The sequence below is a fragment of the Anabaena sp. CCY 9402-a genome (genome assembly GCF_963920945.1).
GTDB classification, from domain to species: Bacteria; Cyanobacteriota; Cyanobacteriia; order Cyanobacteriales; family Nostocaceae; genus Trichormus; species Trichormus minutissimus.
Genome location: NZ_CAWUDL010000048.1, coordinates 1 through 20,996, shown reverse-complemented (window position 1 = coordinate 20,996; position 20,996 = coordinate 1). Strand labels below are relative to the sequence as shown.

The 20,996-nt window shown below is 41.4% G+C and carries 17 protein-coding genes; 7 read left to right on the top strand and 10 right to left on the bottom strand.

Going from position 1 to position 20,996, the window contains the following annotated elements:
- Positions 1 to 24: 24 nt before the first annotated feature.
- Positions 25 to 1,464 (bottom strand): Fe-S cluster assembly protein SufB, encoded by a 1,440-nt coding sequence (gene sufB / locus ACM0OR_RS17870; protein ID WP_323266099.1) that lies wholly within the window; start codon positions 1,462 to 1,464, stop codon positions 25 to 27.
- Between the two features lie 225 nt (positions 1,465 to 1,689).
- On the opposite strand from sufB, the gene sufR reads away from it, so the two are divergent.
- Together sufR and ACM0OR_RS17860 are read left to right on the top strand one after the other, a co-directional pair.
- The gene (sufR, locus tag ACM0OR_RS17865; RefSeq protein ID WP_323266100.1) at positions 1,690 to 2,358 is read left to right on the top strand and encodes an iron-sulfur cluster biosynthesis transcriptional regulator SufR; all 669 of its coding nucleotides are present in this window, start codon (positions 1,690 to 1,692) and stop codon (positions 2,356 to 2,358) included.
- A gap of 127 nt (positions 2,359 to 2,485) precedes the next feature.
- Complete coding sequence (locus tag ACM0OR_RS17860; RefSeq protein WP_323266101.1) at positions 2,486 to 2,746, top strand: hypothetical protein; 261 nt, start codon at positions 2,486 to 2,488, stop codon at positions 2,744 to 2,746.
- 113 nt (positions 2,747 to 2,859) lie between these two features.
- Here ACM0OR_RS17860 and ACM0OR_RS17855 read toward each other — a convergent pair whose 3' ends face one another.
- Positions 2,860 to 3,504: a hypothetical protein gene (locus ACM0OR_RS17855; protein ID WP_323266102.1), complete on the bottom strand. Its 645-nt coding sequence runs from the start codon at positions 3,502 to 3,504 to the stop codon at positions 2,860 to 2,862.
- A 455-nt stretch (positions 3,505 to 3,959) separates the two neighbouring features.
- On the bottom strand, positions 3,960 to 4,286 hold the full coding sequence (locus ACM0OR_RS17850; RefSeq protein ID WP_414577802.1) for a YbjQ family protein: 327 nt from the start codon (positions 4,284 to 4,286) through the stop codon (positions 3,960 to 3,962).
- Positions 4,287 to 4,800: 514 nt separating this feature from the next.
- On the opposite strand from ACM0OR_RS17850, the gene ACM0OR_RS17845 reads away from it, so the two are divergent.
- The 3 genes from ACM0OR_RS17845 to ACM0OR_RS17835 all read left to right on the top strand — a co-directional run bounded on the left by ACM0OR_RS17845 (position 4,801) and on the right by ACM0OR_RS17835 (position 7,183).
- Positions 4,801 to 5,481, top strand: coding sequence for a tetratricopeptide repeat protein (locus ACM0OR_RS17845; protein ID WP_414577801.1), 681 nt, complete (start codon positions 4,801 to 4,803; stop codon positions 5,479 to 5,481).
- Between the two features lie 388 nt (positions 5,482 to 5,869).
- Positions 5,870 to 6,622, top strand: coding sequence for a hypothetical protein (locus ACM0OR_RS17840; protein WP_414577799.1), 753 nt, complete (start codon positions 5,870 to 5,872; stop codon positions 6,620 to 6,622).
- A 3-nt stretch (positions 6,623 to 6,625) separates the two neighbouring features.
- Positions 6,626 to 7,183 carry a DUF4231 domain-containing protein gene (locus ACM0OR_RS17835; protein WP_414577797.1) on the top strand — a complete coding sequence of 186 codons (558 nt, stop codon included), beginning with the start codon at positions 6,626 to 6,628 and terminating at the stop codon, positions 7,181 to 7,183.
- 106 nt (positions 7,184 to 7,289) lie between these two features.
- Here the strand turns inward: ACM0OR_RS17835 and ACM0OR_RS17830 are convergent, their stop codons facing one another.
- From ACM0OR_RS17830 to ACM0OR_RS17815, 4 genes are read right to left on the bottom strand one after another with little or no spacing between them, the layout of a single operon-like run.
- Positions 7,290 to 8,999 (bottom strand): NAD+ synthase, encoded by a 1,710-nt coding sequence (locus ACM0OR_RS17830; protein ID WP_414577795.1) that lies wholly within the window; start codon positions 8,997 to 8,999, stop codon positions 7,290 to 7,292.
- Between the two features lie 37 nt (positions 9,000 to 9,036).
- A complete protein-coding gene (locus tag ACM0OR_RS17825; RefSeq protein WP_190708885.1) occupies positions 9,037 to 9,783 on the bottom strand; it encodes an NUDIX hydrolase in 747 nt (248 codons plus the stop codon).
- Positions 9,744 to 10,346, bottom strand: a complete 603-nt coding sequence (locus ACM0OR_RS17820) for a nicotinate-nucleotide adenylyltransferase (RefSeq protein ID WP_414577793.1) — start codon at positions 10,344 to 10,346, stop codon at positions 9,744 to 9,746. Before ACM0OR_RS17820 ends, ACM0OR_RS17825 begins: the two co-directional genes overlap by 40 nt.
- A gap of 45 nt (positions 10,347 to 10,391) precedes the next feature.
- A complete protein-coding gene (locus ACM0OR_RS17815) occupies positions 10,392 to 11,774 on the bottom strand; it encodes a nicotinate phosphoribosyltransferase (RefSeq protein WP_414577791.1) in 1,383 nt (460 codons plus the stop codon).
- A gap of 457 nt (positions 11,775 to 12,231) precedes the next feature.
- Between ACM0OR_RS17815 and ACM0OR_RS17810 the strand changes: the two genes are divergently transcribed.
- The gene (locus ACM0OR_RS17810; RefSeq protein ID WP_190708879.1) at positions 12,232 to 12,384 is read left to right on the top strand and encodes a hypothetical protein; all 153 of its coding nucleotides are present in this window, start codon (positions 12,232 to 12,234) and stop codon (positions 12,382 to 12,384) included.
- Positions 12,385 to 12,496: 112 nt separating this feature from the next.
- Here ACM0OR_RS17810 and ACM0OR_RS17805 read toward each other — a convergent pair whose 3' ends face one another.
- Positions 12,497 to 13,189 carry a haloacid dehalogenase type II gene (locus ACM0OR_RS17805; RefSeq protein WP_414577789.1) on the bottom strand — a complete coding sequence of 231 codons (693 nt, stop codon included), beginning with the start codon at positions 13,187 to 13,189 and terminating at the stop codon, positions 12,497 to 12,499.
- Between the two features lie 428 nt (positions 13,190 to 13,617).
- Here ACM0OR_RS17805 and ACM0OR_RS17800 point away from each other — a divergent pair, with 428 nt between their 5' ends.
- A complete protein-coding gene (locus ACM0OR_RS17800) occupies positions 13,618 to 14,118 on the top strand; it encodes a sterol desaturase family protein (RefSeq protein WP_414577787.1) in 501 nt (166 codons plus the stop codon).
- Between the two features lie 281 nt (positions 14,119 to 14,399).
- Here ACM0OR_RS17800 and ACM0OR_RS17795 read toward each other — a convergent pair whose 3' ends face one another.
- Positions 14,400 to 14,864 (bottom strand): CYTH domain-containing protein, encoded by a 465-nt coding sequence (locus tag ACM0OR_RS17795; RefSeq protein ID WP_414577785.1) that lies wholly within the window; start codon positions 14,862 to 14,864, stop codon positions 14,400 to 14,402.
- A gap of 150 nt (positions 14,865 to 15,014) precedes the next feature.
- Positions 15,015 to 20,996: amino acid adenylation domain-containing protein (locus tag ACM0OR_RS17790; protein WP_414577783.1), on the bottom strand; the 5,982-nt coding region annotated here is incomplete at its 5' end.

Genomic DNA, 20,996 nt, shown 5'->3' with positions numbered 1-20,996 from the left:
CCTTTGCGTTTAAATTCAAAGGTACTAACCCACGCTACCTTCTAATTTCATGCTCAATAACTTATCGGCTTCCACCGCAAATTCCATAGGTAGCTGATTAAAGACATCCTTACAGAAGCCGCTAATCATCATAGAAATCGCATCTTCGGGTGAAATACCCCGTTGAGCGAAGTAAAATAATTGATCTTCCCCAATTTTGGAAGTAGAAGCTTCATGTTCTACCTTCCCAGTGTTATTCTGTACCTGAATATAAGGGAAAGTATTAGCATGAGCATTATCCCCAATTAGCATCGAATCACACTGAGAATAGTTACGCGCCCCGTCAGCTTTAGGATTAACTTTCACCAAACCCCGGTAACTATTACTAGAATTACCTGCGGAGATTCCTTTAGAGATAATTGTGCTGCGGGTGTTCTTCCCGATGTGAATCATCTTCGTACCGGTGTCGGCTTGCTGCATATTATTTGTCAACGCCACCGAGTAGAATTCACCAACGGAGTTATCACCCACTAATACGCAGCTGGGATATTTCCAAGTTATGGCTGAACCAGTTTCGACTTGTGTCCAAGAAATTTTGGAGTTCACACCTTGACACAAACCGCGCTTGGTGACAAAGTTGTAAATCCCGCCTTTCCCGTTAACATCACCGGCGTACCAGTTTTGAACGGTGGAGTATTTAATCTCGGCGTTGTCGAGGGCGACGAGTTCCACTACAGCCGCGTGCAGTTGGTTGCTGTCGTACATCGGTGCGGTGCAACCTTCCAAGTAGGAAACGTAGCTACCTTCTTCAGCCACAATCAAAGTCCGTTCAAATTGTCCCGTGTCACCGGAGTTGATGCGGAAGTAGGTAGATAATTCCATTGGGCATTTTACGCCTTTAGGAATATAGACAAAAGAACCATCACTAAAAACTGCCGCATTGAGGGCAGCGAAGTAATTATCAGCAATGGGGACAACACTACCCAGATATTTTTTGATTAGTTCTGGGTGTTCTTGCAGTGCTTCGGAAATTGAGCAGAAGATTACGCCATCTTCGGCGAGTTTTTCCTTGAAGGTGGTGGCGACGGAAACGCTATCGAAAATCGCATCTACTGCAACGTTGGCGAGACGTTTCTGTTCAGATAGGGAAATGCCTAGCTTCTCGAAGGTTTCTAAGAGGGTAGGATCTACCTCATCTAAGCTGTTGAGTTTGGCTTTCTGCTTTTTTGGTGCAGAATAATAGATAATATTCTGATAGTCGATAGGTGGATAAGTGACGCTTGGCCAAGTTGGCTCGGTCATTTTTAGCCACTGGCGGTAAGCTCTGAGACGAAACTCCAGCATGAACTCCGGTTCATTCTTCTTGGCGGAGATTATGCGGACAACATCCTCGTTTAGTCCACGCGGAATAGTGTCGGCTTCTATATCAGTGACAAAGCCGTACTTGTAAGGTTGGTTGACTAAGGTTTTGACAGTAGCACTCATCGCTAGTGGTCTCTTATGTTCAGGAATTTGTTCTCTTTAAGGATGGGAGACGGCTTAGGGTTGGCTCGCTTCCCATCTTGTCTAACCGTGTGGTTAGACGGTTGTTACAATAAGAATATAGACTAAAACAACATGGTTGTTGTTTAACGTATTTACATTGTACGCTAGATTAACAACAACAATGTTGTCAAAGTCAAATTTTCTCAAAAAATTTTTTGGACTAAGATGGCGACTACTCAGCAGTCCTCAACTAAGCAAGAGATCCTAGAGTATCTCCTAAAAAACTCCCAGGCGACGGCCTTTGATCTCGCAGAAATGTTAGATGTCAGCCCCCAAGCGATTCGTCGTCATCTCAAAGATTTGGAGGCGGAAGAGTTAATTGTCTACTCAACCACTGTACAAGCTGGGATGGGGCGACCACAGCACATTTATCAATTAAGTCGTCAAGGACGCGATCGCCTACACAAATCAGCCAGCGATCGCCACGGTGATTTTGCCGTTTCCCTCCTCGACACCTTAGCCGAAACGATGGGACACGAGCAATTCAAGTCAATTTTACAAAAACAGTGGGAACGTAAAGCCCAAGAATATTGCGATCGCGTCGGTAACGGTTCACTCCAAGAACGGGTAGCGAATTTAGTCGCACTACGAAAAGCTGAAGGTTTCATGGCGGAATATCACCCTGTAGATTCCCCTGATTCAACAGAGGAGGAACGGTTTATCTTCATAGAACATAATTGTGCAATCTCTAACGTCGCTGAGTCATTCCCTAGCGTTTGCGGACATGAACTAGAAATGTTTGCGGCTGTTCTCCCAGACTGTACAGTTGAGCGTACCCATTGGCTAATCAACGGCGAACATCGTTGCGGCTATCTAGTCCAAGCCCGCAAATAAAAATCAGGTAAATTGCTTATCATATTCAGTTTAGGTCATGAATTATAGCCAATTGGTAAAGGGTTTTACCAAATTAGAGGCTAATATTACCCAAAACTAACTTTTGATATACATTTAATTTTAAGTTATGGATTTCCCACCACAGCAATCATCAACTCAATTCCTCACGTTAGAAGAATCAGCAAAAGTAGATGCAGCCCTTTTATCTTCACCCGAAAAATTTCTGGCAAGATTAACAATTTCCTCACTGAAACTTTTAAAACATATCGCTCAAGAGTATAGTGTTGCTATGGAAGATTTAACAACACAACAATTAATCGATTGGTTTGAAAAAGACGGTAAAATTCGCAGAGAGGAAGGAATAGAAACTGCTTATTTGAAGTGGTAAATGATTTTAAATTTGGCAGTACCATGTACTAGTTTTGATCTAAGAAAAACTCGCTACCAGGTTCAAACCAGTAACGAGTATGATATTTTGATTTTTTTGGATGTTTGTCGTTGTTAAGTATTATGGTAGCCGCTGGTTCGAGGGCTACGAACTCCAACAGTTGCACCTATCAAAGCAGCAGCTAAACCTAACAAAGAACCAAGTACAAACCACCATAAAGCCCTAGAAGTAGCAGCAGCAACATCACGAGCTTGTTCAGGAGTTAACTGAGGTATGTTCTGGGGTATAACAACGCCTCCTGGTTGTTGTACTTGGTTGATAACCGCCCCAGCATTGTAAGCAGCAACGCCAAAAGCACCGGAGACACCGCTTGCTAATAGCCAAGAACTCAGTGCTAAAGTGGTTGCCCAGAGAATTGCGCCGTTGAGGAGAGCCGTATTACGGTTCATGGGGCCACAAGCGCGACTTGTCACCCAACCTCCAACAAATAGGGAAATTAACAAAGCAATAGTTGACCAAATCCCTACATTACCTGCAACATCAGGTGTAATACTTCTAGGCGCACCTGAGCCGGCAATTGTGCCTGCTCCAATAGCGGCAAAGAAGGAACTCAAAATTAACTGTGTAGCTAAAGCAACTAACACACCAGAAATTATTGGACCCCAGCGCACACGGTCATGATACTCACCTAGTCTACCAGCCACCACCGCAGGTTCAGGCTGAACAACATCGTCACCTACTCGATTTATGTATGACATAATCTACTTTCTCCCTTGCTATATTTATTCAGCAAAGTTCTCTTAGGTTAGTTATATTTATGCTTACGTTAAAATTAAATGGCGAATCTTCGATTTTAATATCTATCAGCAGAAAGAGTTATTCTCTCTATCGTGAGTCATATGGAATATGTATATTTAGAAACTTTGATTTTGTGACTTATTCTTGAATTTTGCTTTTCATCTTTATTTTAAAATATTTTTGTTGAATGTTATAAATTTATTTTCTCTAAGATTATCTAGCTTTTCAAGAATTTGCCATTATGCCTTTTTAATCAAAAATATAAAGGTTAAAATACCAGTAATTAATCATACAAACTAAAATCTTCTGCTCATAAATTATTCCCAAACTATAACCAAAGAGATATAGTCATTCTCTTCGATTTGTGAAAATTGCGAGTAGAGACGTAGCATTACTATGTCTCTACATCTGCTAACTAACGTAAGTTTACCGCCGTACCTGTAGCCGTAATTAGTAACAAAACCCCTGACTGATCAACATTAATAGTACCAGTATCAATTTCGATACCGATGACAGCATTAGCACCTAAACGCAATGCGCGTTGTTCTAATTCTTCTATGGCTTTCTTTTGTCCTTGTTCAAATAGACGTTCGTAGCTACCTGTACGTCCACCAATTACATCCCGAATGCCAGCTAAGAAATCCCGCAGGAAATTACTACCATAGACAACTTCCGCCGTCACAATACCTAAATATGCGTCAATTACTCCGCCTTGAATTACATCAGTTGTAGTCAAAATCATAACTTAATCCTCATAGATGGCTGATTGGCTCATCCTTATGTATTCTTACTAACAGTGTTTTTAGAGTAGCATACTGTGTCCTTAATCACTTTCCACTATTTGGCTGAATTTTATCTAAAAAATATCTCATAAAGCATGAGAAATTTGGAAGTAATAAATAGAGAGATTCGATACATCATGAGGGAATGAGCAAGTGTTATGATATCAGGTGATTGAGGCTTAAGACTGTTTCAGCAAGACTTACAGATTTTTAAAATTTAATTTTTAATAGATAAAACAATGGTTCTAAAAAACAACTAAATTCCAATAGCCTAATTAATTAGTATGGTATATTTAGTCGCTTTTCAATGATAGCTTGACTCAGTATAAACCCTGGATTTTTGGCATTATGCACGGCTAGGGAATATACTGATTATTAATATTTTATGAAGGTAGACAAATACAGTTTTCAAAAAGTAAAATTTTTGTTTTAATGAACAAGAAAAAAGTTCACTATAATTTAGGGGAATTTACTGTGTACAAACGCATATCACTTATAGTTGGGATTTTGTTATTGGGATCTGGTGCTGTGAGTATTCCCTCTATGGCTCAGGCTCAGACCTTGGTAGTACAAGCGAATAGAGCAGAATTAAAGCAAATGTTGGAGGAAGGCAAGCGGCTAGTAGACGCTGGTGATTATAATGGGGCGATCGCAATTTATCAACGAGCCGCAGGACTAGACAATCGCAATGCTAAAATCCATTCTGGGATTGGCTACCTCTATGCTCAACAAGGAAATTTACAGGCAGCACTAGCATCATACCGTCGAGCGATCGCCATTGACCCCAACAATAGTGATTTTCTCTATGCTGTGGGTTATATCAAAGGCAATATGGGCGATACTCGTGGCGCGAAAGAAGCGTATCGCCGCGCCATACAGCTCAACAGAGCTAATATTAACGCTTATATAGGATTAGGTATCACCCAATCACGGATGGGAGACTACACAGCAGCTAACTGGGCATTTGAGGAAGCAATGAAGCTGGATAGGAACAATGCTCAAACCTATGAATTTATGGCTGCAATGTATAAACAACGCCGCCAAACCAAACAAGCGAGCAACTTATTGCAAAAAGCACGTGACTTGTATCGCCGGCGGAATGACTCTGATGGGGTAGCCAGAGTAGAAGCGATGTTGCAGCAGTTAGGAGGATGAAATTTAATCTAATTGTTGTCCCGTAACTTTGACAAAAATATCTTCTAAATTAGAAAAACACACCATCATTCCCGTTTTATCTTGTCTGTTGATTCAGATAACTGTTTATTTCTGCCAAAGAAGGGAAAAGTAAAGACTTCCACGCCGCGCACCATCTTCTCCGGCTGCGCTGATATCTAATTGCTTCAATGCTAAACCTTCACCGTGAACCGAACGCAGCTAGAGATGAGTTTAGCAGCATCCACAATCCCAATGCGTCTTAGTTTAGATAAAAACTCGACCTCATCCAAAATAATGATTCGTTAGCAATTAAAGTTTGTAGTAAGCACTTTAGTGCTTAAAAACATCAGGACTAAAGTCCTTACTACAAACCCTCAAAAATACAGTGATGGAGAAACTTTTGCAACTTAGCTTTAATAATGGGCAAATAGCATCTGCTACTCAGGTGCAGCAACTAACGGAATTACCCCAGGCTTTAGAGGAAATAGGGTTACAAGTAGCGCGACCTACTTTAGTCATCGTGGGGGGCGCAAGTAAGATGAGTGAAGCAGATTTTTTGCAAATCCGAAGGTTATTTATGGAAGTTTTAGCACCCATAGCAGAAAATTTGGGTGCTTATGTTGTGGATGGGGGTAGTGATGCGGGAGTGATGCGCTTGATGGGTGAGGCGCGAACTAAAATCGGTGCTAAATTTGCTTTGATTGGTGTAGCACCTCTAAGTAAAGTTGCTTTACCTAATTCTTTAGAACCGCCTGCTGATTCCACTCCTCTAGAACCGAACCATAGTCATTTTATTTTTGTTCCGGGTAGCAATTGGGGTGATGAATCTCCTTGGTTAGCTCAATTAGCAACTATGTTGGCTAATGGCTCACCTTCCGTAACCATACTTATAAATGGTGGTGAGATTACTTTTGAGGATGCTTTACAGAATGTGAATGCTAAAAGGTTAGTAATTGTGATGGCTGGTAGTGGTAGAACCGCAGATATACTAGCAGGTGCATTGCATGGAGAGGAGACAGATATAAGAGCTATAGAATTAGCTAAATCTGGTATATTACACTACATTAATTTATTTGACTCAGAAGCAGGATTTGAGAGTTTAGCCGAAATAATTAAGAGTGTGCTTTCTACCTCAAAATGAAAAATGGCTAAGAAAAAGGATAATTATCAAGAATTTTTAAAGCAAGATTTTAATCAATTATTTGATAGTCTAAAACTAGGAGAAGTACAGAAACATTTTTTGCGATCGCGCTGGTTAGATCAATTACTGTGGATGGAAGGGAAGGCAAATCAGTCACGCGATCGCTACTATTTTTTAAGGCTCACAACTATTATTGGCGGGGTGATTCTTCCAGCTTTAATTAGTTTCAATAGTGGTAATGTCAAAGTTAAAGAGGTTATATTTTGGTCAACTTTCGGCATTAGTCAAGTAGTAGCAATGAGTGCCGCTATTGAAGAGTTTTTTCACTATGGAGAACGTTGGCGGCACTATCGGCGGACATCTGAATCTCTCAAAACTCAAGCTTGGCAGTTTTCGCAATTAACAGGGGTTTATCGGAACTATACCAATCATGATGAGGCTTTTAATGTCTTTGCGGGTCAGATAGAAGATATTATTCAGCGCGATGTTGAGATTTATTCTACTCAGGTTGTCCAGGAGAAAAAGCAGGAACAGCCAGAGTTAGAAGATAAAAATATTTAAAGATTTGGGTAGTGTTGAAGAATATTTTTAAAGCTCACGCAGAGGCGCAGAGAAGAGCAAAAAAAACTCTGTGTTACTCTGCGTGAACCTCCGCGATACTTTGCGTTTAAACGGTAGAAGTAGACACTGTTTTAGCGGGATAATTGTTTTTAATCGCACTCCAGTCACTAGCAATAGGCATTCGCCAGCCTGTACCAAAGGCGCGATCAGTGATTTTTAATCCTGGGGGTGCTTGTCGGCGTTTAAATTCTGCCCTTGCTAGCATTTGGATGATTCTGTCTACGACTGTAGAATCATGACCGGCGGCGACGATTTGCGCTACTGATTGGTGTTCATTAATTAGACGTTGTAGAATATCGTCTAAAATTTCGTAGGGTGGTAGGGAGTCTTGGTCAACTTGTCCAGGTTTAAGTTCTGCGCTTGGTGCTTTGGTAATAACGTTTTGGGGAATGATTTCACCGTTGTAGTTTAGCCAATTACACAGTGAGTAGACGCGGGTTTTAGGAACGTCTGCAATTACTGCTAACCCGCCATTCATATCACCGTAGAGGGTGCAGTAACCCACTGCCATTTCTGACTTATTGCCGGTAGATAATAAGAGATAGCCAAATTTATTAGCGATCGCCATTAATAAGTTACCCCGAATCCGGGATTGGATATTTTCCTCAGCGATACCAAACTCTGTCCCTGCGAACAAATCAGCCAAGCTGTTGTCAAAACTGTGCATCAATTCGCCTATGGGTATAGTTTGGGTTTGTATCCCCAAATTCTTAGCCAATGCTAAAGCATCGCTGATGGAGTGTGCGGAACTGTAGGGAGAGGGCATCAGTACACCGAGGACATTTTCTTTACCTAGGGCTGCGGTGGCGATCGCTGCGACTATTGAGGAATCTATCCCACCGCTTAAACCCAAGAGGACTTTAGAAAAACGGCATTTTTGGGCATAATCTCGCACTCCCAAAACTAAAGCTTGCCAAATTTCTTCGTCTTCTGAGGTGTATGCTGGGACAACAGAACCTAATTTTAAATCCCGTTGTTTTGTATCAAATTCTACTGTTAATAAATCGCTAGTAAAACCACTGGCGCGACACATGACTTCACCTTGACGATTCAACGCAAAGCTACAACCATCAAAAATTAAGTCGTCATTACCGCCAACTTGGTTAGTATAAATTATCGGTTGATGGAAACGCACAGCACTATGTTTGAGCATTTCCTCTCGACTGCGTTGCTTACCCACTGTGTAGGGTGAAGCCGATAAATTGACAATTAAATCTACACCTAAAATTGATAAGTCAGCAATGGGATTAGCTGCATAATTGCGTTTCCCCCAAAATTCCTCATCGTTCCATAAATCTTCGCAAATTGTTACGCCGATATCAATATTATCTAGGGTGAAATAATTAGCTTGCAGTCCTGCTTCAAAGTAACGATTTTCATCAAATACGTCATAAGTTGGCAATAGTCGCTTATGAAAAAATTGCTTGACTTTGCCATTCTCTAATAAAGCAATGCTGTTATATAAAGTTTTACCGCCTGTGATATGGGCTTGATAATTTTGTTCTACAGTCCCGACTAATACAGCTAAATTAGCAGGTAAATCTCTAGCTAATTGCTGTAAAGTGATACTCATAGCTTCCACAAAACTAGGATTTAATAATAAATCTCTCGGTGGATAGCCACATAAAGATAGTTCTGGTGTTAACAATAGCCGCGCTCCTGTTTTCACAGCCTGCTGTGCCATCTCCAGAATTTTCTGAGCATTACCAGACAAGTCACCAATTATAGGATTAAGTTGAGCGATCGCAATTTTCATAGTTTAGTTATTAGTTGCAGTAATTCATAATTACGAATTAGATAAACACTAAAGGTTTGTCTTTGAAGGGTGCAAAGGCTTCGGCATCAAATTTATATAAACTGGCTGGACGACCTGCACCGCGTGATACTTTGATGCGTGTATCAGATAAGAATCCTAGCTTGAGTAAACGCGCTCGAAAATTTGAATAATCAGCGAAATTATCCCCTAAAACTGTGGTGTATAACTGATATAAATCATTCAAAGTGAACATTTCCGGTAATACTTCAAAAGCCACTGGACTGTACTCTAATTTGTTGCGTAATCTTCTATGACCATAAGCCAAAATTTCATTATGGTCAAAAGCTAATTTTGGCACTTGCTTAACTGGATACCAAGCAATACCAGTTACCCCGTCAGCAATTAATTCGGCTTCTTCAAATCTGACAAGAGCAAAATAACTAACTGATAAATAACGCACGCCATAACTACCAGTTGCTTCCCTGGGGTCACGTTCTGGCCCGCCAAAGGTGTACAACTGTTCTAAATAAAGATTATTGACTCTGATTTTCTCCGCCATAATGCGATAAGCTGCATCTTCTAGAGATTCTCCTTGACGTACCAAAGTACCGGGAAGACTCCAATGATTTAAAAATGGCTCTTGCTGTCGCATTACCAAGAGAACTAAGAGGCGATTCTGCACAGTATCTACAGAAAAAATTACGTTATCAACACCAACTTTGAAATCGGCCAAAGGTTGTTGATTTAACGAAGTTGAAATTTTTTTGTTGTTGCGTCCGGGCATTTGTACAAATGCTGTTGATTAATATAAGCAGCAATAGGGGGAATAAGGGCTTCGGTGTTTCCGTGTTCACGATACGCTGTAGAGGATACATCTAAACCAGTTAAACTGGCGATCGCAATTTTTCCTCCTACTGCTTCCACGGCTTCTAAGCTAGACTCATCTATCTCATATCCCGGTCGTGGCACAATCAACAGTTGCACTTGCTGTAATAAATCTTCAACTCGATACCAGCGCGGTAGCTGATGCAATAAATCTGAACCAATTACTAAAGTGTATTCAGTGTCCTCACCCCAACGGGATTTCGCTTTATCCAATGTTTCCAAGGTTCTAAAGCTACTTAACTCCTGTTCTAAAGCAATATTCTGCCTGGGTGCTTCTATATCTGTAATCAACAACCGCAGCATCGCCGCCCGATGTGCTAACAGTGTTTGATGAGATTTAAAAGGATTATCCGCAGCCCACACCGCTACCCAATCATAACGCTCAGACAACCACCGCAGAATCTTTTGATGTCCTGCTGTTGGCGGATCGGCACTAGTACCAAATAAAGCGATTTTTTGCATGGTTTTAGTTATTAGTCATTGAGTCATCAGTCAACAGTCACTCAGTCAAACCCTTACACCCTCTATTGTTTTTTCCGTCAACTCTGCCAACGTGGGGGAAATTTCCACGGGTAAGGCAATAGGATGCTCTAGTTCTCTAGTTTTTTCTGGTAGACTTGCTACCGAAGCGGCTGTACGTTGGCGAATTGCGGCTAAGGTTTCTGGTAGTTGCAGTCTTTGACCTTCTTTGACTACTAATTCCAATAAGGGTTTTTCTGTAGACAGGGGAGTGTCTGTCATTAATCCCAATCTGTCGGCTTTGACTTGATCTCCCGTAAATGACCGAAAAATTTGCTTGCGTCCTGGATAGGTAGTTTTACCACTGGACTTTTTCATCACAGGGATACCGTCAATTTCTACGAGTTTATAAACTCCGTTTACCGGTGAACCTGTAACTAATTTTGTACCTAGTCCATAGCCATCAATTTCTGCGCCGGCGGCTTTAAGTCTGGCAATTTCCCACTCGTCTAAGTCACCGCTAGCGAAAATTGTCACCCCTGGTAGGAGCGATCGCACTTGTTTTGATAATGTCACCAAGTCTCCAGAGTCTAACCTTACCCCTGTTAATTCCATCTTGCCGGCATTGACTTTTTCTGCTAAGTTTTGTGCCGCCGCGACGGTATCGTAAGTATCAATCAACAATGGCGCACCGGGAAAATAACGATGAAATGCTGTAAAGGCTTCTTCTTCACTGCCTTCCATTGCTGACAATGCCATAACCAAGGCGTGAGCCATCGTCCCACTAGGCCGTTCACCCAGTTGCAGTGCGGCTAACACATTGGAGGTAGCATCTAAACCCCCTGCTAAAGCTGCCCTTGCTGCCCATAATGAGGCTTGGGGACTAAATGCCCGTCTTGTGCCAAATTCCAAAAGTCGAGCTTGTTCACCTGCGACATCCCGCAGACGTGCCGCCCTAGTAGCTACCAGGGTTTGGTAATTGAGTGTATTTAATAGATAAGTTTCGACTAATTGCGCTTGCCATAGGGGGGCTTCTACACGTAAAAATGGCTCGTTGGCAAATACAGCCGTCCCTTCTGGTACTGCCCACACATCCCCAGTAAATCGCCCCTCAGCCAGTAATGACCAAAATTGTTGATTCGCTTGGGCAAAAATCCCTGTTGCCTGTAATGCCGCTATCTGTTCAGAGCTAAAGCGCAGATTTTCTAAGTATTCCAATGCTTGCGCCAAACCCATCGCAATTAAATAGCCAAAACCTTCTGGCGATCGCCTGACGAATAACTCAAAGCTAGCCCGCCGTTGTTCCACACCTTCACCCGTGTAACAAGCTGTCATTGTCAACTGGTAAAGGTCAGTCAGCAGGCTGTAATCTGCCGCAGAGATATCTAATTTTGGTTTCTGGTGGCTATCCCAGACAGGGAAAGGTGTCATACCAGAGCTTCCTTACAAGAATGGTGCTTTTTATTATGGTAGAATTTACCATAAATAATGTCAAGCATAAAAAGTAAGAAGTTTTTAATGACGATAATGCCGTGTTTACATGGCTTACAATGCTATTTTAAACTATTAATTAACTTTTCTTAATGGTTAAATTCATCAAAACTTGATATTCAGGTAAATAAATATAAACATAAAGTGAAAGCAAATATTCCTGACTTCTCAAACAATCCGGAGGACTAACTTCCATCACAGCATTTGTATTTACTGGAAATTTCCGATTAGAATAGACATAGAAAGTAATAACTTCTGGATCTGATGAAGTATTGCAAAGCTACCTGACAAAGTGTTGCATATCTTATCAATATATTGAGAACACAAGCTAAATAAGATAATCAGCATTAGAGTAGAAAAACCAAGATAAATTGACTCGAAAAGGAGTCTAAATATTATGGCTATTTCCAGAATAATTGCTAGCATTACTCAGTATATTTCTGAAGCTGCAATGCGAATATTTGGCCCTACTGATGATGCTTATCCTAATACTGGCGTACAACCTTTTACGGGTGAGCCTTACAAAAAGGGTTCTGCTGAAAGTTGGTAAATAGTAGTGCAACCCATCATCTTTTATCGAAAGCGAAGGAAAACTCCATCCCCTTGTGGGTGGAGTTTTTTATATATTTGCAGAAACCACGTTAACAATTCAAAACTCAAAATTAGGACAAATAGCTAACCAAACTCTGCAAATCTGCGACTTCTAAATCAGGTTCACCTATAGATGAAATAGTAGCACCAGTACCTTGTTTACCTGCTCTACGATTCACCCAGACTGTTGATAATCCTAAAGATTTGGCTGGAATAATATCATGATACACACTAGCCGCAACGTGTAATATTTGCTCTTTTGGTAAGTTGATTCTCTCAATTGCCTGTCTGAAGTTATTCAAAGACGGTTTATAGGTTTTTATCTGCTGTGCTGTGATAATTTGATCAAATTTAACTTCTAATTTATTGGCAGAGAAAGCAAACAAATCATCATCTATATTTGAGATAATTACTAACTTAAACCTCTGTTTGAGCAATTTTAACGCTGCAATTGTATCAGCAAAAGGTTGCCAATACTCAATGGAATCAGCCAGTGAATCTATTTCAGTATCTGTGGGTATAAAAGCAAATTTTTTACCAAACTTTTGGACTACTCGCTTCAAAACTTCTCGATAGTTAATATATTCTCCCTGCTCTAATTCTGATTCAAATGCAGCAAAATATTCTAGTATTAGATTCTCATTTAAATTGAGATTATGATTAGTCAAAAGTGGTTTAAGTGCTGTTAATATTCCCGTTTCCCAATCAATGAGTGTGCCATAGCAATCGAAAGTTATGGCTTTGTATTGATTAAATACAATCATAAGTCTGAATCTTGTAGATGTTATAGTTGCAAATCTAGTTAATCAACAGAAAAATTTTACTGATACTAGCTTCAAGAATATCATAGAAAATCTTAACCTAAATTTGTACTATTTTTAACTCATTCTTTGCTTATAGTGTATCGCTTCGTCAGAAGATTGGGGAGTAACAACAATATATTACGGCAAATCTATCACTCTTTAGATGTACAAATTTCATCAGAGCAAAGCTAAAAGTAAAATCACAGGCTCACAAAAGTTACTATTCTCTGCATTGAGGATTGTAGATTCATAAAACTGCAACCTTCTCCGTTACTTTTACATTGAGCCAAATTAAGCTATGGCAATTCTGAATCATTTGTGAAGCTCAGTATCTGCATTGAGCAAGGTCTTTTTTTGTGGTGTTTTTTTACTGAAATTGAGGAATAAAAATGCTTGAGGCTATCGCTATTGCCTGGTTGTTATTGTTTCTTGGTGATTTTTTATCGACATTTGTTTACCATGTACCTGAACACGTTTTTGGTAGCCTCCATCTGAAAACACACCATTCATGGAAGAAAGACTTTCGTCACTACGCAATTTTGACATTGAATCTTCAGGTGCTTTTAGATGGCATTTTGGGAGCTTTACCATATATATTAGTAGCTGTAATTTTATGGTCTTTCTCTCCTATTGGCGTTGTTTTGGGCTTATTATTTGGTCAATTTCATGTGTGGTGGAGACATATTAGTGCTTTAGGCTGGCAAACTCCAAAACCCATCAATTTTTTGTGTCAAATTTTGTTTATCACCACGCCTGAAAAACACTGGTTACATCACCAAAAAACAAATCTAGGTTTTGGCGATATCTTTACCTTTTTTGAAAAACCTGCACAGATGTGGTTACGCTGGCTGAGACTACTAAGGTTAAATAGACGTTACTCGCGTATTTAAAAATAAGATACCCGACTTCAAAATAAGGGACTTCCAAAAATTAAATTATCCCAAATTGACTGTTCGTAGCGTGCGTCAGTACAAAGAATATCTGGGAATAGCAAAGGTTTCTCACACTGACGCACCCTACAGATGGAACATTTTTTTAGTTGGAAGTCCCTAAGATACCCGACTTCTTTAAGAAGTCGGGTATCTGAATCTTTTAGTTATGTGTGGGTAGAGACGTTATTATTTTGGCAAATTATCTGATCTGAACCGTATTGGTGGTGGAGTGATAATTTTTATTCCCATTCACAAAAAGGATGTTTTACTAAATAGCTGTTGTAATACTTGGGATCGCCAGAAACTTCTTCCCCAATCCAATCTGGTAATTCAATCTGTTGTGCTTCATCAGTGAGTTCAACTTCTGCTAATATCAATCCTTGATTAGCTCCGGCAAAGTCATCTACCTCCCAGACTAAACTACCTAAATTTATTTTGTATCTGGTTTTTTCTATTAAAGGACTAACACATAATGTATCGAGCATTTCTTGAGCATCTGCTAAAGGAATGGGATACTCAAATTCAGAACGAGAATAGTTGATAGTCATTCCTTTAATTGTGAGATAGCCTTGATTACCGACAATGCGGATGCGTACAGTAGCACCTTGGCTAGAGATATATCCTTGGCGATATAAACTACCTTCAGCTAGTTGTCTCCAACTGTCGTCTTTGACTAAAAATTTGCGTTCGATTTCTTTGGCCATGAATTATGAATTGGAAGTATAAATTATATCAATCCTAAACCATTTGTGAGTGCAGAGAACCCCGGTTTATCGAAGAAACCGGGGTTCTGATGTCTGCTCATTCTACAAATAATCTGGTGGTAGAGAGACTTTGCAATTTAAAGTCTCTACTTACTTACAATCGAAAATAGCACCACGAATGCAGGCTTGTAAATGTTCGGCTAGTACCTGAACATGAGGTGGTTGCATCATGGTTAAATGAGTACCGGGAACAATATGGATATCTACTGGTTCATCTGAAAAATTATTCCAACCTAATGTTAAATCTTGGAGGCGATTAACGTATTCTACGATCGCCTGTTCTTCTTCATGAACTTCACCAGCACGGAATAAAGTAATAGCAATATTGTTTACCAACGACGGGAAGTAATTACTAAAGGCTTGCGTATGGGTTTTGTACACTTGCACAAAGCCTCTGAGTTGAATTTTACTAGCATCCGTCGGCAAAATTTGCGCAATTTTCAACTGTTCTAGTAGGTAATCTAACTGAGTTTCTGCACTCAAGGGCTGTAAAGTTTCGTAGTCAAGTTGCAGGGTTGTATTAAATAACCGTTCCATGACTTTGGCTACTTGCATCAACCACATCGCATCATCTAATTCTATTTTCTGCGATCGCTCAGAACGAACTGGTGCGATAGTATCGAGAATTGCTAACAGTCCAATTTCGTGTCCTTGCTGTTGTAGCTGCTGCGCCATTTCAAACGCTACTAAGCCGCCAAAGGAATGACCACCTAATAAATAAGGCCCTTGGGGTTGGACGGTTTGAATAGCTTTGATGTACTCAGTTGCAATCTCTTCAATGCGGTGTAATGGTTCTGATTCCCCGTCTAAACCTTGGGCTTGCAAACCGTAGAATGGTTGTTCTGCACCCAAACAACGGGCTAAATCATAGAAATACAGCACATTTCCGCCTGCGCCGGGGATGCAGAAGAAAGGGGGATTGATGCCGTTGGTTTGAATGGGAACTAAGCTTGACCATAAAGAAGCATCTGTTGACTGACGCAGCAGATTGGCTAATTCTTCAATGGTGGGGTTTTGGAAGAGGGAGGCTAGGGGTAATTGTTTATGCAGCTTTTGTTGAATTTGCGCCATCAAACGCACTGCTAACAGGGAATGTCCGCCAATTTCAAAGAAGTTATCGCGGATTCCTACCCATTTAACGCCTAAAACTTCAGACCAAATTTGTGTAAGTTGCAATTCTAAAGAGTCGCGGGGGGCTACAGCTAACTGTGATGGATTGATTCCATTGGCTGAAGGTAGCGATCGCCTATCAACTTTACCACTAGGCGTTAAAGGTAAAGCATCTAACGCCACAAACACCGACGGCATCATATATTCAGGTAACTGTTGCTGTAGAAAATGACGCAACTCTGAAGGTGTGGCTTGTTGTTCCGAGTTGAAGACGACATAAGCTATGAGGCGTTTTGCAGTGGAAGTTTCCCCTTGCACAATCACAATCGCCTGTTTCACGCAAGGATGATGATTCAACGCCGCTTCAACTTCACCTAATTCAATGCGGAAGCCGCGCACCTTCACTTGATTGTCAATACGACCAATATATTCAATATTACCATCAGGTAAATAACGCGCTAAATCCCCTGTTTTATATAATTTAGCCTGATTATGAGTAATGAATTTCTCAGCAGTCAACTCTGGACGGTTGAGATAACCTCTAGCTACACCCACACCACCGATATATAATTCACCCCTGACTCCCATCGGTACTGGTTGCAGATATTTATCTAAAATGTGGGTTTGAGTATTAGCGATCGCCTGACCAATCGGTGGTAACATCGGCCACTCGTCCACATCATCACCTAGAGTAAACGCCGTCACCACATGAGTTTCTGAAGGGCCATACTGATTATGTAGTGTACAATTTCCCAACCGTTGCAGGAAATTCTTTAAAGCGGGTGTCACTTGTAACTGTTCCCCGGCTGTGATAATTTCCCGTAAAGGTGGCAAAGATTCGACATTAGCTGAGACTTCCGCTAATTGCTGCAAAGCGACAAAGGGCAAGAATAATCTTTCTACACCTTGCTCTGAGAGTAAATTGAATAACGCAATAGTATCTTTGCGTGTGTCTTCTGGTAATAAAACCAATGTTCCCCCAGCACACCAAGTTGCAAAAATTTCTTGGCAGGACACATCAAAACTCACCGGTGCAAATTGTAGAGTTTTAGCGTTTGCAGCTATGGAAGTATGATTAATTTGCCACTGGAAGAGGTTAACTAAAGCACTATGAGGCATAGCTACACCCTTGGGTTTGCCCGTAGAACCAGAGGTATAAATTACATAAGCTAAGTTATCTGGTTGTACTCCACTGACAGGGATGTGTGTTGGCAGATTATCCCAGGATATAGCATCTAAACAAATTACCTGCGCTGTGTGTGTTGGGAATATTTCTACTAAGTTTGATGTTGTTAGTAATACAGCCGCTTGGGAATCTTGTAACATATAAGCCAAGCGATCGCCTGGATAAGTCGAGTCGAGAGGAACATAAGCACCGCCAGCTTTGAGAATCGCCAACAAACCCACGACTAAATCTAGGGAACGTTCAATACAAATACCCACCGCGACTTCTGGCTGCACACCCAAAGTCTGTAAGTAGTGCGCCAACTGATTTGCACGAGTATCTAACTCAGCGTAAGTTAGTTGTTTTTCCCCAAACACCACAGCCACATCATCAGGCGTAAGCTGTACCTGAGTTGCAAATAATTCTGGGATAGATTCCTCTATGGTGTAAGTTGTCCCATCCCCTAATAATTGTTGCTGTTCCGCCTCACTCAGCAACGGTAACTGAGCAATTCTTTCCTCTGGATTAGCGACAATCCCCGCCAGCAGGGTTTGGAAATGGGCAATCATCCGGCTGATTGTCTCTGGTTCAAATAAGTCACTGTTATATTCCCACCAACCCGCCAGCCCTTGTTTTGTCTCCCAAATTGACAAGGTTAAATCAAACTTGGCTGTGACATTTTCACTCGCCAATGGTACAAAACTCAAGCCAGGTAATTCTAAATTACCCATCGGCGCGTTCTGTAAAATGAACATCACCTGAAACAGAGGCGCATGACTCAGTTTGCGTTCCGGCTGCAAAGCTTCTACGATTTGCTCAAAGGGTACATCCTGATGAGCATAGCCATCTAAGGCTACTTGTTTTACCTGATTCAATAATTCTGAAAATTGGGGATTATCTGCAACTTTATTTCTCAGCACCAATGTATTGACAAAAAAGCCAATTAATGTCTCTAATTCTTTACGGTTACGGTTGGCGATGGGAGTCCCGACGAGAATATCATCCTGACCAGTGTAGCGGTGCAGTAAAGTCACAAACGCCGCTTGCAAGGTCATAAATAAGGTAGCCCCTGCTTGTTGGCTAAGGAGGTTGAGTTGTTCGCTTAAGTCTTTTCTCAACTGGAAAGCCAAGCGATCGCCTCTGAATGTCTGCACAGCCGGGCGGGGTTTATCGGTGGGTAGTTCTAATACAGGGGGTGCATCTGCTAGTTGTTGCTGCCAATAATTCAGCTTAGTTTCTAATACTTCGCCAGTTAACCATTGTCTCTGCCACACGGCAAAGTCAGCATACTGGATGCTCAAATCTGGTAATGGGGAGGGTTTACCCGCAGCTAAGGCCGGATACATCGCCGAGAGTTCTTGAATGATTACCCCCATTGACCAACCATCAGCGACAATGTGATGCAGAGTGAAAAGCAACACATGAGAATGTGCATCTAATTGTAATAGTGTCGCCCTGACTAAAGGTGCTTGGTTGAGGTCGAATGGTTTTTGGCCTTCTTCGTTGCCGAATTTTTCTACGGCTGCTTGTTGTTGGTTGTTTGGTAGTTCTCGCAGGTCGATAACTTCTAAACTTAAGCTAGCATCGGTATTAATTACCTGGACAGGATTACCATCGATTAAATGAAAACTGGTTCTTAAAATTTCGTGACGCTGGACAATATCGGAGAGTGTTTGTTTAAGTGCTTCAACTTGCAATTCCCCAGAAATTTGCAAAACGTTGGGCATATTGTAAGTGGAACTCGCCCCTTCCAATTGGTAGAGAAACCACAATCGCTGTTGCGCCCATGACATTGGTAGGGGTTCGCTTGTTCTGGGTATGGGTGTTATGGCAGTTGCGGTTAATCCTGTTCCACCTTGGCGAAGATTACTAATAAATTGATCCAGTTCAACAACGCTGGGTGCTTCAAATAAACACCGCAGGGGTAACTCTACGGGAAATGCTTCCTGTAGGCGAGAAATTACCTGAGTCGCTAACAGGGAATGTCCCCCCAACTCAAAGAAGTTATCATAAACGCCGATTTCTTCTAGTCCCAACACCTCAGCAATAATTGCAGCGATGATTTCTTCCTCTGCGGTACGGGGAGGAACAAAACTCACAGTCCGACTCAGTTCTAGATTGGGTACAGGTAACGCCACCCGGTCAACTTTACCATTAGGAGTTAAAGGTAAGACGGGTAATAACATGAAAGCGTTAGGTATCATGTAGCCTGGAAGTTTATTTTTCAGAAAACTCCGCAGTTGTGGGACTAACTTACGCGCTAGTTGTCCCTGTAGTAAGTTATTACCGTAATTACTCCAAGGTTCAATTGTCTGTGAATGGTCGAAAATCGGGAGAATATTCTGATTACCTTTAACAAACACCACATCATAATTACCCTTGTTTATCTGTGACCAACTGATGTGTACCTGTAATGATAATTCTTTTTCCCAACGCCAAAACTCTTCCGGATCAATCAACGAGTCCCCAGTCCCCAATCCCCTCTGTAGTTCCCCAACTGTTGCGTTTTCGGGAAGACTTGCTAATAAATCTAGCAGTTTCATCTCTGTTTTTAACCGCCCATTGGGGATGTTTTTCACACCTAAAATCTCTGCATCTGCTTTGGTTAGCAACTCTTGCAGCAAAGGTAATGTTAACTGATCTTGCTGCCAATCCAACCATTGCGGAACAACTTTTGATGTGACTGCATTACCTAGATGTAAGGTGACATCATAACGAAACTGGGTAAGTTCATTATGATATTCACCGCGTTTGATTTGAATCTGCACATGACTAATTTGGGGGAAGCGTTGCTGTAGTGCAGTGAAAAAAGCGGGGTCAATTACGAGTTCTGAGTCTTGGTTAAGATTGCGTTGGATGCGTTGCTGTAACTCTCCTGTAGAAAGAGATGGGAGAGATTGCGCCAACTGCACCGAGGCGTGGAAAGCTTCTAGTAAAGGTAAACTGCGGACATCGCCTATAAAAATGAAACCTGCTGATGCGATCGCCTGGATGGCATTTTCTAGCACTTGCATCAGATAATCAATGCTAGGGAAATACTGGACTACGGAATTAAGAACAACCGCATCAAAAACCCCTTGTTCGACTCCATGAAAATTCTCGGCGGAACGTTGCGCCAGTTTAACTTGTGACCAATCCCCCCCCATCTGGGTAATTTGCTGCTGTACATACCGCAAAGCCTGGGGTGAAATATCCGTCCCATAGTAACAATCACACTGGGGCGCAATCCTAAATAGTAGCATCCCTGTACCACAACCAATCTCTAATACCCGTTTTGGTCGCCAGCCAAGAATCCTATCTACCGTAGATTCCACCCATTCCCGCATTTCAGCTTTGGGGATAAGTAACCCAGTACGGCTATCGTTCCAGCCAATAATATTGAAGGTGGGATCTGAGTCAGTTGCAGATTGACTGTAACTATCGTTAAATACTTGTTGCCATTGGGAAAGTTGTTCTGATGCAAATTCATTAGCTAGACTGGAGTCAGTGCGATCGCTATCCTGGGAATTAGGCACAACATAAGCAACTAAACGCTTATCTCCAGGGATATCTTCTCTAGTAATGACAACTGTTTCCCGCACTTCGGGATGTTGATTGACGGCTGTCTCAATCTCTCCCAACTCAATCCGAAAGCCTCGTACTTTTACTTGGTGATCTGTCCGTCCGAGGTATTCAATATTGCCATCTGGTTGATAACGTGCCAAATCTCCCGTCTTATACAACCGTGCGCCTGGTTCATGAGTGAAGGGGTGGGAAATGAATTTCTCTTTTGTCAACTCAGGACGATGCAAATAGCC

What these genes read in the sequence shown, in the direction of transcription:
- sufB (WP_323266099.1), bottom strand. Translation starts at nt 1,464, where the DNA reads ATGAGTGCTACTGTCAAAACCTTAGTCAACCAACCTTACAAGTACGGC.
- sufR (WP_323266100.1), top strand. Translation starts at nt 1,690, where the DNA reads ATGGCGACTACTCAGCAGTCCTCAACTAAGCAAGAGATCCTAGAGTAT.
- ACM0OR_RS17860 (WP_323266101.1), top strand. Translation starts at nt 2,486, where the DNA reads ATGGATTTCCCACCACAGCAATCATCAACTCAATTCCTCACGTTAGAA.
- ACM0OR_RS17855 (WP_323266102.1), bottom strand. Translation starts at nt 3,504, where the DNA reads ATGTCATACATAAATCGAGTAGGTGACGATGTTGTTCAGCCTGAACCT.
- ACM0OR_RS17850 (WP_414577802.1), bottom strand. Translation starts at nt 4,286, where the DNA reads ATGATTTTGACTACAACTGATGTAATTCAAGGCGGAGTAATTGACGCA.
- ACM0OR_RS17840 (WP_414577799.1), top strand. Translation starts at nt 5,870, where the DNA reads ATGGAGAAACTTTTGCAACTTAGCTTTAATAATGGGCAAATAGCATCT.
- ACM0OR_RS17835 (WP_414577797.1), top strand. Translation starts at nt 6,626, where the DNA reads ATGGCTAAGAAAAAGGATAATTATCAAGAATTTTTAAAGCAAGATTTT.
- ACM0OR_RS17830 (WP_414577795.1), bottom strand. Translation starts at nt 8,999, where the DNA reads ATGAAAATTGCGATCGCTCAACTTAATCCTATAATTGGTGACTTGTCT.
- ACM0OR_RS17825 (WP_190708885.1), bottom strand. Translation starts at nt 9,783, where the DNA reads ATGCCCGGACGCAACAACAAAAAAATTTCAACTTCGTTAAATCAACAA.
- ACM0OR_RS17820 (WP_414577793.1), bottom strand. Translation starts at nt 10,346, where the DNA reads ATGCAAAAAATCGCTTTATTTGGTACTAGTGCCGATCCGCCAACAGCA.
- ACM0OR_RS17815 (WP_414577791.1), bottom strand. Translation starts at nt 11,774, where the DNA reads ATGACACCTTTCCCTGTCTGGGATAGCCACCAGAAACCAAAATTAGAT.
- ACM0OR_RS17810 (WP_190708879.1), top strand. Translation starts at nt 12,232, where the DNA reads ATGGCTATTTCCAGAATAATTGCTAGCATTACTCAGTATATTTCTGAA.
- ACM0OR_RS17805 (WP_414577789.1), bottom strand. Translation starts at nt 13,189, where the DNA reads ATGATTGTATTTAATCAATACAAAGCCATAACTTTCGATTGCTATGGC.
- ACM0OR_RS17800 (WP_414577787.1), top strand. Translation starts at nt 13,618, where the DNA reads ATGCTTGAGGCTATCGCTATTGCCTGGTTGTTATTGTTTCTTGGTGAT.
- ACM0OR_RS17795 (WP_414577785.1), bottom strand. Translation starts at nt 14,864, where the DNA reads ATGGCCAAAGAAATCGAACGCAAATTTTTAGTCAAAGACGACAGTTGG.